General features: G+C 72.0%; 12 protein-coding genes. 2 read left to right on the plus strand and 10 right to left on the minus strand.

The window, feature by feature from the left end; translation table 11 throughout:
- Nucleotides 1-7: 7 nt before the first annotated feature.
- The 4 genes from ACFQS1_RS07140 to cysC form a co-directional block, all read right to left on the minus strand.
- Nucleotides 8-1,237 carry a hypothetical protein gene (locus ACFQS1_RS07140; protein ID WP_378965332.1) on the minus strand — a complete coding sequence of 410 codons (1,230 nt, stop codon included), beginning with the start codon at nt 1,235-1,237 and terminating at the stop codon, nt 8-10.
- Complete coding sequence (locus tag ACFQS1_RS07145; protein WP_378965333.1) at nt 1,234-2,613, minus strand: hypothetical protein; 1,380 nt, start codon at nt 2,611-2,613, stop codon at nt 1,234-1,236. Before ACFQS1_RS07145 ends, ACFQS1_RS07140 begins: the two co-directional genes overlap by 4 nt.
- Nucleotides 2,610-4,352, minus strand: coding sequence for a Wzz/FepE/Etk N-terminal domain-containing protein (locus tag ACFQS1_RS07150; protein ID WP_378965335.1), 1,743 nt, complete (start codon nt 4,350-4,352; stop codon nt 2,610-2,612). Before ACFQS1_RS07150 ends, ACFQS1_RS07145 begins: the two co-directional genes overlap by 4 nt.
- 102 nt (nt 4,353-4,454) lie before the next feature.
- Nucleotides 4,455-5,972 (minus strand): adenylyl-sulfate kinase, encoded by a 1,518-nt coding sequence (gene cysC / locus ACFQS1_RS07155; protein WP_378965337.1) that lies wholly within the window; start codon nt 5,970-5,972, stop codon nt 4,455-4,457.
- Nucleotides 5,973-6,117: 145 nt separating this feature from the next.
- Here cysC and ACFQS1_RS07160 point away from each other — a divergent pair, with 145 nt between their 5' ends.
- Both ACFQS1_RS07160 and ACFQS1_RS07165 read left to right on the plus strand, forming a co-directional pair.
- The gene (locus tag ACFQS1_RS07160; protein ID WP_378965339.1) at nt 6,118-7,431 is read left to right on the plus strand and encodes a glycoside hydrolase family 26 protein; all 1,314 of its coding nucleotides are present in this window, start codon (nt 6,118-6,120) and stop codon (nt 7,429-7,431) included.
- Nucleotides 7,432-7,441: 10 nt separating this feature from the next.
- The gene (locus ACFQS1_RS07165) at nt 7,442-7,873 is read left to right on the plus strand and encodes an NUDIX domain-containing protein (protein ID WP_378965340.1); all 432 of its coding nucleotides are present in this window, start codon (nt 7,442-7,444) and stop codon (nt 7,871-7,873) included.
- On the opposite strand, the gene ACFQS1_RS07170 is transcribed toward ACFQS1_RS07165, so the two are convergent.
- From ACFQS1_RS07170 to ACFQS1_RS07195, 6 genes are all read right to left on the minus strand, one after another.
- Nucleotides 7,870-9,027: a hypothetical protein gene (locus tag ACFQS1_RS07170; protein ID WP_378965341.1), complete on the minus strand. Its 1,158-nt coding sequence runs from the start codon at nt 9,025-9,027 to the stop codon at nt 7,870-7,872. The genes ACFQS1_RS07165 and ACFQS1_RS07170 overlap by 4 nt on opposite strands.
- Complete coding sequence (locus ACFQS1_RS07175) at nt 9,024-9,353, minus strand: hypothetical protein (protein WP_378965342.1); 330 nt, start codon at nt 9,351-9,353, stop codon at nt 9,024-9,026. Before ACFQS1_RS07175 ends, ACFQS1_RS07170 begins: the two co-directional genes overlap by 4 nt.
- 151 nt (nt 9,354-9,504) lie before the next feature.
- The gene (locus tag ACFQS1_RS07180; protein WP_378965429.1) at nt 9,505-10,215 is read right to left on the minus strand and encodes an ABC transporter permease; all 711 of its coding nucleotides are present in this window, start codon (nt 10,213-10,215) and stop codon (nt 9,505-9,507) included.
- Nucleotides 10,215-11,126 (minus strand): ABC transporter ATP-binding protein, encoded by a 912-nt coding sequence (locus ACFQS1_RS07185; protein WP_378965343.1) that lies wholly within the window; start codon nt 11,124-11,126, stop codon nt 10,215-10,217. Before ACFQS1_RS07185 ends, ACFQS1_RS07180 begins: the two co-directional genes overlap by 1 nt.
- Nucleotides 11,123-11,986, minus strand: a complete 864-nt coding sequence (locus tag ACFQS1_RS07190) for an ABC transporter permease (protein WP_378965344.1) — start codon at nt 11,984-11,986, stop codon at nt 11,123-11,125. Before ACFQS1_RS07190 ends, ACFQS1_RS07185 begins: the two co-directional genes overlap by 4 nt.
- Nucleotides 11,979-12,893, minus strand: a complete 915-nt coding sequence (locus ACFQS1_RS07195) for an ABC transporter ATP-binding protein (RefSeq protein ID WP_378965346.1) — start codon at nt 12,891-12,893, stop codon at nt 11,979-11,981. The genes ACFQS1_RS07190 and ACFQS1_RS07195 overlap by 8 nt, the downstream gene beginning before the upstream one ends.
- Between the last annotated feature and the right edge of the window lie 29 nt (nt 12,894-12,922).

The raw sequence follows: 12,922 nt of genomic DNA on the forward strand, positions 1-12,922 counted from the left end.
GCTCTCCTCAGAGCTCCTCGACCCGGCGGATCAGCACCGGCAGTAGCCAGGTGCCGAGCACGCCCAGGCGGGCACCCGCCTCGGCCTGACGGTCGGTCAGATAGCGGACCGCGAGGTCCACCAGGTACAGCAGCGCGGTCACCTCGCGGCCGGCCGGCGGCACCCCGAACGGCGCGAGCAGCTCCCCGGCCCGGCGCACGGTCTGCTCGACCGCGTCCTGGGCGTCGCCGGTCGACTGGATCCGCTTCTGCAGCTCGTGGTGGATCGCGTCGAAGCCCATCGGCACCCCGGTCGCGAACCGTTCCCAGTCCCAGACCAGCAGCGCGTCGGCGAGGTTCGCCATGTTCCAGGGGGCCCAGTCGCCGTGCCACGCGCCGTACCGGAAGACGGTGTCGCCCGCGTGCTTGACCAGCAACTCCGCCGCCGGGCCGAGGCCGGCGCCCTCGGTGCGGCCGGCCACCGCCGCGAGCCGGCCGCGCAGGTCACCCCAGTACCCGCTCTCGTCCAGCGGGCCGGACGTGTAGCCGCAGCAGCCGGCGATGTCGAGCATGGCCGCGACCAGCCGGCGCTGGGTCAGCGGCGCGCGCGGCAGCCAGACCGGCAGCGCCGACTGGACCAGCACCTCGAGGCCGCGCCACTCGCCGGCGTGCAGCACCCGGGGCACGGTCAGCCGGGTCAGGCCGGTGCCGGCCAGCGCGGTGAGCGCCGCGGTCTCCGCCTTGACCAGCTGCCTGGTCAGCGGGCCGGTGCCGAGCTTGCCGAACCCGAACGTGTCGCCCTCCGGCCCGATGAGCTGGAGAACCGGCTTGCGGTTGGCCCGCGCCGGACCGATGTGGACACTGACCGAGAGCTCCCGGCCCAGTTGCTCGCTCAGGTAGCCGTCGATGCTCGAGGAGAACGGGCCGGTCACCCGGACCCGGTCGCGCAGCAGTACGGCCGAGGCGCCGGTCCGCATCGCGGCGATCACCGCGTCGCGCTTGAGCTTCGCCGAGCGGGACTGCGGCTCGGCGTAGCGGCGCACCGCGGCGGCGGCGACCCGGCGCGAGCCGGACGGGACCAGCAGCTTGGGCCGCCGGGCGTCCGGGACGACCAGATATTCGGCGATCGGGGTGCCGGGCGATCCGTCGGTGCGGCACGGCCACGGGTAGAGCAGGTCGAGCACCTCGGTCAGGTACTGGGTGCGCAGCGCGGCGTCGCCGGCGGTCAGCTCGGCCGGAGCCGTCTTCACCGGACTCATGTCGGATCCCCCTCGGGTGAGTTGCGCCAGAGCAGCGCAAAGGCCAGAACCATGAAGGCCAGAGGGGTGACCAGCGAGTTGTACCAGAGCATCGCGGTGAACGAGCTGACCAGCGCGGCGCCGCCGGCCACCCCGATTGCGCTGCGGTCCCGGCGGAAGCGCCACAGGCCGTAGCCGAAGAAGCCGAGGTAACCGGCCGTGCCGGCCAGGCCGTGCGCGTAGAGCAGCTGCCACAGCTGGCCGTTGCCGCCGACCGTGAAGTTGCCGCAGCGTTCGCAGCCGGCGCTCTCGCCCACCGTGATCGACTGGCGGCCGCCGGCGGTGTTCCGGGTGCCGCCGTACCCGATCACCGGGGAGCCGGTGAAGCCGTCCAGCGCCCGGTCGATCAGGAACGACCGCACGCCGTTGGACTTGCCGTTGTCGAGCCGGGCGGTGATCACCGAGCCGAGCGGGGTGGCGATCAGCGCGACGCCGAGCAGGGCGGTGGCGACCGTGAGCACCCCGATGATCCAGAGCTTGCCGGCCAGCACGTAGCGGGCGGCCACGTAGACGATCAGCACGCCCAGGCCGATCCACAGGCCGCGGTTGAGCGAGAAGACGGCCGGCGCGATCGAGACCAGCAGGCAGACGACCGCCCCGAGCTTGTGCCGCGGCCGGCCGGTCTGCCAGGCCGCGACGACCAGCCAGCCGGCCAGCAGGCAGAAGTTGTTGCCCCAGGTGTTGGTGTACCCCCAGGGCGCGGCTGGGCGAGGCTTCTCCCCGCCGATGAGATCCATGACCTGCGCGGCGTAGGGGTGCACCAGCGACTGCACGAAACCCTTGTTGCGTACGCCGTGCGGCAGCAGCAGCTCGACCGGGGACGTGAACTGGAAGTTCCCCGCGACCATGCCGAGGATCCCGCCGGCCACGGTCACCACGAAGAGCCAGCCCAGCAGCTTGACCAGGCGGCGCTGGGGCAGCTCGGCCTCGGTCAGGTTGCCGGCGTAGAGCAGCAGCACGGTCAGCGCCAGGTACATGACCAGCTTGTAGGCCGCGCCGGTCAGGCGGTCGGTCGCGTGCTCGGCGACGGTGCCGGCCGGGTCGGCGCCGAGCGCGCCGATGCTCACCACCACGGCCACCAGGAACAGGGCCCACCAGGCGAAACCGGGCGGCAGCCGCAGCGTCCGGCCGGCGGCCCGGCGTCGCAAAAGCAGGAACAGCATGGGTACGGCCAGGACCGCGAAGATCAGTACGCCGAGCCCGAGCGCCCACCACAACGGATAGAGCGCGAGGATGCTCGCCACCGGCCAGGCCGGCAGGGTCAGTGGCTTGCGCGCGCCGTGCGCGGGGCCGCCGGTCCGTTGGATGTCCGCGGTGGCCGGGGCGACCGGCGTCACTTCCCGTCGCCGTCCTTGGCCACCCCGGACATGTCGATCACCGCGGTGATCTCGGCGGCCGCTTCCGCGGTGCGCGGCCGGACCTGCGGCTTCTCGGCGGTCTTCTCGGCCGCCGCGGCCTTCGCGGCCTTCTCCGCGGCCGACATCGTGTTGGTCGGGAAGCGCATCGGCTGGGTGAGGTCGGCGCTCTCGGCCGGCGTCAGGGTCACGGCGGGCGGGTTGACCTCGGCGGCCGGCAGGTTGGGCAGCCGGGGCAGGACCACCGCGCCCAGCAGCGGGGTGCCGACCCGGCGGAGCTGCTCGGCCGCGTCCAGCAGCGCGGGGCGGCGCGACTTGCGCAGCTCGACCGCGAGCAGGGCGGCGTCGGCCAGGCTGGCCAGGCCCTGCGCGTCGGCGCTGCTGCTGGTCGACGGCGCCTCGATCACCACGTACCCGCCCTGCCGGCGCAGCGTCTCGAGGGTGTCCTTGAGCCGCTGCGACTGCATGAGGCCGGCCGCGGTGGCCGCGCCGCCGGTGGTGATCACCCGCAGCGAGGGGATACGCGGGGTGCGCTGCAGCGCGCGGGCCAGCCCGACCCGGCCGGCCAACAGGTCGGACAGGCCCGGCACGGCCGCGACGCCGAGCATCCGGGCCAGCGGCGCGGCGTCGACCACGCTGTCCGGCAGGTGCGCGCCGATCAGCACGACGTCGCTGCCCGTCCGGGCCAGCGCGGCGGCCAGGTTCGCGGCTACCAGCGTGGCGGCCGACCCGCGGCTGGTTCCGGTCACCACGATCACCTGGTCGCTGGGGTTCAGCGTCGCCAGGATCTCGTTGCGCAGCCGGTTGAAGACCCGGCCGCCGGCCCCGTACGGCTGGAGCACGTCGTCGAAGTGCGGCGTGGTGCGCTCGTCCAGCGCGGCCAGTACGTTGAGCCGGCCCCGGTCGCGCACGTCGGCCGCCGAGCGCAGCCGCCGGTCGAACCGCTCCCGCATGAACGCCAGCGCCACCCCGAGCAGCAGTCCGACCATGCCGCCGGTGGACAGGTTGACCATCGGGTTCGGGCTGCTCGGGGTCTCCGGCAGGCGGGCGTCGCTGATGATGCTGCCGGCGCCGACCGTGGTCGTGGTCAGCTCGTTGAGCCGCCCGGTGAGCCCGTTCAACTGGTTCTGCGAGTTGTTGCGCAGGCTCATCAGGTTGCCCTCGTCCGGGCTGCCCTTCACCGCCCGGGCGAGCCGCCCGTTGATCCCGGTCAGCGTGGTGGTGAGCTGCTTGATCTTCGCGGTCAGCGTCTTGATCTGCTGGTCCAGGCCGCTCTGCGCGGTCTCCTCACGGTTGCGCAAGTACGCCTCGGCGAACGCGTGCGACCCGGCCTGCGCCTCCTGCGGCGTGCCCGCCTGGAACGTGATCATCAGGACGGTGGTGTTCGCCGGCACCTCGACCGAGACGTCCCGGGCCAGCTCGATCGGCGACCGCGGGCTGCGCAGCAGGGCCGCCGCCTTGGTGGCCACCGCGCCCGAGCCGACCAGCTGCGCCTCGGTGTCCAGGTTGACCGCCCCCTTGGTGCGGCCGCCCTGCGCGTTCGTGTCCTGGTCGATGGCCTGCACCAGGACCGCGGTCGACGACTCGTACACCTTGGGCAGCGCGTTGGTCAGCGCCGCGCCCGCGCCCAGGCCCGCGGCCGTCGCGACCAGCGCGATCCACCAGTGTCGGCGGAAGATGCCGAGGTAGTGCGAGACATCCGCGGGGCGAGACGCTTCCATCGGTTGGCGGCCCTTTCGGGGGTGGAGTGAGTTCGGGCGTTTTGCCCCCGAGGGGTAAACGGCTCACTTCCGCCTTCGTGATGGGGTAGGCCGGGTTTCGCCCTACAGTTTCGGCTCCACCCAGCCGTTGTCGACGAGGTAGGCGAGCACGAGCTCGATCGCCTCGGGGACGGTGATGGTGGTGGTGTCGATGGTCAGCTCGGCGTCGGCCGGCTCCTCGTACGGGTCGTCGATGCCGGTCATGCCGCGCAGCTGGCCGGCCCGGGCCCGCGCGTACAGGCCCTTGCGGTCGCGCTGCTCGCAGACCTCGAGCGGGGTGTTGACGTGCACCAGCACGAAGCCGGCCCCGGCGTCCTGCGCCATCCGGCGGACCGCGGCGCGGGCCGACTCGTAGGGCGCGATCGGGCAGGCGACGGCCATGCCCCGGTGGCGGCCCACCTCGGCGGCGACCCAGCCGATCCGGCGTACGTTGCGGTCCCGGTCGGCTTTGGAGAAGCCCAGCCCCGCCGAGAGCTCGCGCCGCACCACATCCCCGTCCAGCAGGGTGATCGTGCGCTCGCCGGACTCGCGCAGCGAGTCGGCGAGGCCGCGGGCGATGGTCGACTTGCCGGAGCCGGAGTAGCCGGTGAAGAACACCACCAGACCACGGTGCCGGCGCGGCGGGCGGGCCCGGACCAGCTCCTTGGCCACCGCGGGCGGGGTGTGCCACTCGGGCAGCGGGAAGCCGCGGTCGAGCACGTCGTCGATCTCGGCCGGGGTCATCGCGAGCCGGCGGTTGCGCGGCGGGATGTCGTCGCGCCAGCGCCACTGGCCGTCGCGGTTGTCGTAGGCCAGCTCGCGGGGGACCAGCACGCGCAGGCCCGCGCCGGAGAGCATCTCGCCGGTGGAGAGCACGTGCGTGACGCCGTACGCCGCGGCGACGCGCGCGCGCAGCAGCGCGTCGCGCATCTCGTCGCCCCGGTTCAGCAGCGGCACGGCCACGATGGTGGCCGGCGGCATCCGGTCGCGGGCCGCGAAGATCGCCCGGACCAGCGCTTCGGGCGGCAGCCCGTCCGGGCCCGGCCCGCTCACCGGGATCAGGATCAGCAGGTGGGCCGCGAGGGTGCGGGCCGCGTGCGCGATCTGGGCGAGCTGCGGGCGGTGCAGCGGCCGGTCGGCGATCACGCCGAGCACCCGCCCGGGTGGCAACAGGGCCCGGACCTCGGCGGGCGTGCGCCGCAGCCGCTGGAACGGCCCGTGCCCGCCGTCACCCATCCGGCGGACCGTGCCGCCCACGCCGTAGGTGCGCTCCTTGGCCGGCCACGCGTCGGTGACCTCCAGCGCCGCGACCGGCGCGCCCTCCGGGTCGGTCAGGATGATCGTGCGGTGCAGCGGGTCCTCGAGGATCAGGTCGCTTGCGATCTCGGCCGGCACCTCGAGGGTCACCGCGACCGGCCACGGCGTGCCGTCGGCGAGCTGGCCGCGGCGGCGCAATGCGTTCAGGTCGGCGCGGTCCTGGAAGCCGGTGAGCGGCGCATACGCCCCCGAGAGCAGCAGTTCGAGGTCCGCGAGCTCGTGCGCGTGCGGCGTGTACGACGGCGCGTCGCGCAGGACGTCCTCGGGAAGCACCGAACCATTCACCTTCGTATCCCCCTGCGACCGATTAGGGGACAGTTTCGCAGCCCCGCCGATCGCGGTCGAGACGGGTCTCCATGACGGCTATTTGTCCGATTGTTCCGCGTCGGGTATTGGACAAACCGGATCTTGGTCACAATACTGGCACCTCGTGAGTCGACGCCCCCGCCACTTCCGGCTTGTCCAGGTCGCCGCCGTTCCGACGGCCTTCGTCCTCTCGGTGGTCACCACGCTCGCGTGGGCCTGGACCGGCGGGGTGGACCAGATCGGGCTGCCGCTCGGGCCGGTGGGGGATCCCACCGTGTCGCTGCCGGTGCTCGCCGCGCCGGACGAGCCGATCCGTTCCGGGCCGCTGCCCCGGCCGGCCTGGGTGACGCCGTCGTCCGCGGGTCCGTCGCCGTCTTCCGCCGCCGCCCCGGGGTCCACTTTGTCGCCGACCGCCTTGTCGCCGGCCGTGGCGGCGCCCCCGCCGGTGCCTCCTGGCGCCGTGGCGCCCGCTCCCCGGCGCGGCCCTTGCCGCACCGGGCGCAAACTGGTGCCGACCTGCGGGATCCTCTGGGGCGTCGCGCCCGGAGCGCACACCGAGAGCCGCGGCGCGTCGGCGCTCGCCGAGTTCGAGCGCAAGACCGGGCGCACCCAGGCGATCTACCACGCGTACCACGGCGGCATCCGGCAGCTCTTCCCGACGCCGCAGGAGATCGCGATCGCCCGCCAGCACGGCCGCAAGCGCATCCTGTTCCTCAACTGGAAGCCCGAGTCGGCGTCGTGGGCCGCGATCGCCCGCGGCGACAAGCGGACCGACGCGTTCCTCGACCGGCTCGCCGCGCACATCAACAAGAACTTCCCCGAGCGGTTCTTCCTGGCCGTGCACCACGAGGCCGAGAACGACGTGCGCGCCAAGGCCGGCTCCGGGTACACCGCCCGCGACTACGCGGCGATGTTCCGGCACGTGGTGAAGCGGCTGCGGGCGCACGGCGTGCACAACATGGTCACCGTGCTGGTGCACATGGCGTACGTGCCGCACGCGACCCAGAGCTGGTTCAACGACATGTATCCGGGCGACGACTACGTGGACTGGATCGGCTTCGACACGTACGCGTACAGCGACCCCGGCTACGGCCACGGCGATTTCGCCGAGGTCTTCAACCGCAAGATCGAGATTTCCGGCAAGCGCAGCTGGCCGGGCTTCTACACCTGGGCCGTCACCCGGCACCCCGGCAAGCCGCTGATGATCGCCGAGTGGGGCGTCTGGTCCTCCAAGCGCAACACCGCCTACAAGGTCGACTTCTACCGCGAGCTGGGCCGGGAGATCCGCCGCTTCCCCAAGATCCGTGCCATGGTCCAGTTCGAGACCCCGCACAACCAGAAGGGACAGGACTCCTCGGTGGACAGCACCCCCGCCGCCCTGCACGCCTACCGCAAGCTCGGCAAACTTCCGATCTTCCAGGTGGCCGTCACCCCGTAGGCTCGCTCGCATGGCCCTGCTCGTGGCCGCCGGCGCGCTGTTCCGCGACGCCGGCGGGCGGTTCATGCTGGTGAAGCCGCACTACAAACCGGAGTGGGACATCCCCGGCGGCATGGTCGAGGAGGGCGAGACCCCGTCCGAGGCGTGCGCCCGCGAGGTGGCCGAGGAGCTCGGCCTGACCATCGCGGTCGGCCCGGCCCTGGTGATCGACTGGGCGCCGCACCCCGCCCAGGGCGACAAGCTGCTGTTCGTCTTCGACGGCGGCCTCCTCACCGAAGCCGACCGGTCCGCGATCCGCTTCGTCGACGGCGAGATCACCGAGTGGGCGTTCGTGGCCCCCGACAACCTCGACGACTACACGGTCGCGCGCCTGTCCCGCCGCTTGCGGGCCGCCGTGCCCGGCGAGACCCGCTACCTGGAACACGGCGTCCCATGCGGCTAGTCATCACCGGCGATGACGCGGAACGTGGCCGGATTTGTCAGGTAGAGCCGGGTGCCGCGCCGTACCAGGTCGCCTCGCACCGACACGGTCAGCATGTCCTGATGGGCGCGGGTGGCGGACGCGTAATCCTCGTCGCCCAGGTTCATCCAGACCCGGCGGAGTCGCTCGTCCCCGTCGACCGTGCCGGCGACACTGATCTCGCCGGTGCCCGCACCCTCGCGATGCAGCCGCACCACGTTGCCGACAACCACCGCACCCTCCTCGGGCACGCGCTCACGCAGTTCCTGGGCCGCCGAGGCCAGCACCGGCAGGTGATCGCGACGGAAATGAATGGGCTCGAACAGCCTGGCGCGCAATGGCCGGGACGGCGCGAGCCGCAGGGAGAGCTCGAAGGGATGACCCGCCTCACCGCCCAGGCCGACCAGAGCCTCGCAGAGATTGGCGCTGACTCCCGTCGGCACGGCGTCGGTGAAAGCGTCCAGCCCGTCGGGCCCGACGAGGGCATCGTTCGCCGCGTTGTGGGCCGCGCGAACGGCATCGTAGAGCCGCAGCGAGACGCGCCGCTCGAACGGCTCCACCGGCTCCTCCTCGAAGAGGGCGGGTGCGGCGGTCGACAATCGCGGCGGCACCGGCGTGTGGACGGCCACGATGAAGCTGCCCTCCGCGGGCGGCGCTATCCGCACCTCCCGCAGCAGCCGCAGCACCTCGGCCGACTTGCGGGCCGGCTGCACGGCACGCGGACGTTCGGCGCTGACCGCGTAGGCCGCGGCGACGACCAGGCTCCGCACGCTCTCGAACGCCTGGACGCCGTCGTCGAGGCCGATCATTCCGGGCGAGCTCTCCGACGGGAACGCGCGCACGCTGTGGACATCCATGGAAACGCTGGTGATGTCGCCGAGGATCTCGAGCTGCGAGCGGTCCTCCACGACGGCCAGCACATTGAGGAGATCGCGCACGCGAGCGGCATAGTCCCGGACCGTCGACTCCTGCGGTTGAAGTGCCTCGAACTCGTCCCCGCCGACCGTCTTGGTCCACTGGACGCCGGTGCCCGACCGTTCTCGCATGGTCCACTCGTGGGCACGCAGATACATGGCCAGCTCGGAGGGCAGCCGCGCGGCCAGCGCATCGCGATCGGTGACCTGAGCCCGGATCATCGCGCCGCACCTCCCAAATCCCCGGCCAGAAGGCAACCGAGAGCGTCGACCGTCAACAGATTCCGCAGCAGAACCCTGACCGTCACACTCGCCGGATCATCCAGCCGCTGGTGAATGACGCCGTCCTTCACCAGCGGCGCCGACGTGGACTTGACCTGCATCTCGATTTTGGGTGATCGAGTTGTGCCGCGCGGGCCCGGATGGGCGATCTGCCAGTCGACTCCGTCCAGGTCCAGGTTCATCCGCGCCGTCGTGAAGCCGGCGGCGCACGCGAGGGCGTGGATGAAGCCCTCGCCGTGCAGGCCCTGATGGACGTTTCTGTTCAAGGCCGATGAACACCCCCGACCGCGACTCTGTAGGCCGACAACACGCCGCGTTCCTAGTCGCATGACAACGGGAGCGGAAATCGATCTCCACGGCGGGGGCCGAGAGCTCCCGTGGCGGACGGGAGCCCTCGGCCGGCCTGTGGCGGGTCGGTCAGCTGGTCTCGCCGGCCATGCTGAACGAGCCCAGCCGGTTGATGGCGTACAGGGTGCCCCCGATGGCGAAGGTCACGCTCATGATGATGGCGAGGGTGAGATTGACCTTGCTGTCGAGGATGCCGGTCGGGGCGATCTTGTCGGCGATCGTGATGACGTACTGCTGGATGGACAGGACCCGGGTGCCGCTCACGAAGTTTCCCAGCAGGCCCTCCCAGACCAGGATGTAGACCAGGCCGAGCAGGACTGGGCGCCGGGTCAGCAGGCTGAGCAGGAGGAACAGCGCCGAGTACGCGATCGCGCCGATCACGGCGGCGGCCGCCAGGGCCAGGCCGAAGCGGGCGCCGTCGGCCAGCACGCCGGCGATGCACAGCGGGACCGCCCCGGCCACCGCCGAGACGCCGCCGGCCACCAGGAGCTTGGCCAGGATGATGTCGCGGCGGGGCAGCGGCTTGGTGAGAATGTGGATGATCGTGCCGTCGTCGACCTCGGAGCCGAGCACCCCGGTGCCGACGATCAGGGCGGTGACCGGCAGGACGACCACGAGCCCGAGCCCGACCACGACGGCCTGGCCCCACTGGTTGGGGTCGACGTCGTACGCCCGGCAGATCAGCGCGAGCCCGACCAGCAGCAGCGGCAGCGGAAGCAGCAGGAGCACCCGGCGCCGGCCGAACAGGCCGCGGGCGGTGATGTAGGCGACCGTGGACATCATGCCTCCAGCAGGTAGGAGAAGACGCTCTCCAGCGACTCGTCGGACGGCAGCAGGCGCCGCAGCCGGATGCCCTCGCCGAGGGCGATGCGCGGCAGCGCGCGGGTGAAGCTGCCGTAGTCGGAGGCGCGCACGGTCAGGCCGCCGGCCTCGATCTCGACGCCGCTCACCGATTTCTCCCCGATCAGGGCGACGGCCAGCTTGCGGTCGTCGGAGCTCTGCACCGCGAAGACGTGCGGGCGGTTGGTCATCAGCCGGCGGATGCGGCGGTAGTCGCCGGAGGCCGCCAGGCGCCCGGCCACGATCACCTGGACCAGGCCGGAAAGCTGCTCGACCTCCTCCAGGATGTGCGAGCTGAACAGGATGGTGTGGCCGGCGTCGCCGAGCCGGTGCAGCAGGTCCATCATGTGCATCCGCTGCCGCGGGTCCATCCCGTTGAACGGCTCGTCGAGCAGCAGCACCTGCGGCTCGTGCACGAGCGCGCCCGCGACCCGGGTGCGCTGGCGCATGCCCTTGGAGAAGGTCTCGATGCGACGATCCTGGGCGTCGGTCATCTCGACCATCTCCAGGGCGCGGGTCGCGGCGGCCCGGGGGTCAGGCAGCTTCTGCATCTTGGCGCAGGCCTCGACGAACTGGCGGGCGGTGAGGAAGCCGTGCACCGCCTCGCGCTCGGCGACCAGGCCGAGGGCGCGGTAGATGCCGGGGTTGCGCCAGGTCGGCGAGCCGTCGATGGTCACCGTGCCGCGCGACGGGGCGAGGAAGCCGGCCATCATGTGCAGCACCGTGGTCTTGCCGGCGCCGTTCGGGCCGAGCAGGCCGGTCACCCCGGGCTGCAGGGTCATGCTGATGTCGTTGACCGCCACTACGTTGCCGTACCAGCGGGAGACGTTCTGAAGTTCCACGGTGCTCATAGCGAGGCCACCTTCCGGTAGCGGGCCAGCAACAGCAGCAGGCAGGCGGCGATCAGGCAGACCGCCTCGATCGCGTAGACCGGGCCGAGGTCGCCGATGTCGAGGCCGATGTCGGTGCGGTCGCGCAGCCAGATCTCGACCCCGCTGATCAGCGTGATCGGGCTGGCCAGCCCGGAGAGGTGGTGCGCGGTCTGGGACGGCAGCAGGTTGAGCACGCCGACCACCGGCGTCGTCATCAGGAACAGCGCGACGATGCCGCCGGCCGCGAACGCGCGCTTGCCGGTGAGCGAGGCGACCAGCAGGCTGATGCTCGCGAACAGCAGCGCCCAGAGCAGGCTGTAGCCCCAGCCGGGGATCAGCAGCCCGAGCTCGTGCCACACTCCCTTCATCCCGGTCTTGGTGGTGAACGCGCCGGTCAGGAACATGACGAACTGGGGCACGCCGAGCAGCAGCCAGATGCCGGTGACCAGCGCCGCCACCTTGGCGGTCGCGTAGTCGGCGGCGCGCAGCGGCCGGCTGAAGTAGAGCGGGAGCACGCCGGAGCGGATGTCGCGGGAGACCAGCTCGGGCGCCGCGATCGCGGCGAAGAAGATCACCAGCAGGCTCATCCGGTCGGCGATCGCGAAGTAGTCGAACAGCCACGTGCCGGTCTGCGAGCGGACGCCCGCGTTGATCACCGCGACGAGCAGGATGATGCCGGCCACGCCCCACGGGAAGATCTTGGATTTGGCGCTGCGGCCGAGCCCGAACACGGTGCGCAGCCCGTGCGTGTAGAGCGCGCCCAGGGCGGCGCCCCGGCCCAGGCGGGGACCTTGATACCGCTGGTATCCGATGTCATGGATGACGCCGGCCTCAGACATCGGCGGTCTCCTTCGTGGTGAAGAGCTCGGCGACGCGGTGACGGCGCTGGTCGAGCCGGTGCAGGGGAAGGTCGAGCTGGGCGACCGCCTGCAGGATGCGGTCGTACGCGGCGTCGGACTCGAGCGGCACCAGCAGCGCCCGGCCCTCGGGGGTCACCGGGAGGCCGAGGTCGCGCAGCGCCGCGGCCAGCTCGTCGGTGCCCTCGCTGACCTCGACGGCGAGCACGTCGGACGCCGCGGTCATCGACGAGATGCGGTCGGCGCGCAGCAGGTGGCCGCCCTCGATCGCGATCAGCGAGTCGCAGATGCGCTCGACCTCGCCGAGCAGGTGCGAGCAGACCACCACCGAGATGCCGAACTCGTTGCCGATGCGGTGGACCAGCGTCAGCATGGCGTCCCGGCCGGCCGGGTCGAGGCCGTTGGTCGGTTCGTCGAGCAGCAGCAGGTCGGGGTCGTGCACGAGCGCCTGGGCCAGCTTGACCCGCTGCTTCATGCCGGTCGAGTAGCCGCCGATCTGGCGGTACCGTTCCTCGTAGAGGCCGACGTGCCGCAGCGCCTCGGAGGCCCGCTCGCGCGCCGCGACCTTGGGCAGCCCGCTGAGCCGGCCCACGTGGGTGACGAACTCCGACGCCGAGACGTCGGGCGGCAGGCAGTCGTTCTCGGGCATGTAGCCGACCCGGGTCCGCACCTTGTCGGTCTCGGTCACCGGGTCGAGGCCGAACACCCGCACGTCACCCGAGCTGGGCGCGAGAAGCCCCAGCATGATCTTGATAAAGGTGCTCTTGCCGGCGCCGTTGGCGCCGACGAGCCCGATGACGCCCGCGTCGACCTCGACGGTGAGGTCGGCGAGCGCCGTCACCCCGCCGCCGTAGGTCTTGGTCAGCGCCTGAGTCGCGATGATGGTCACGGGCTCAGCCTAGGAACCGAGCGCACCCC

The sequence above is a fragment of the Paractinoplanes rhizophilus genome, from assembly GCF_042664765.1.
GTDB lineage: Bacteria > Actinomycetota > Actinomycetes > Mycobacteriales > Micromonosporaceae > Actinoplanes > Actinoplanes rhizophilus.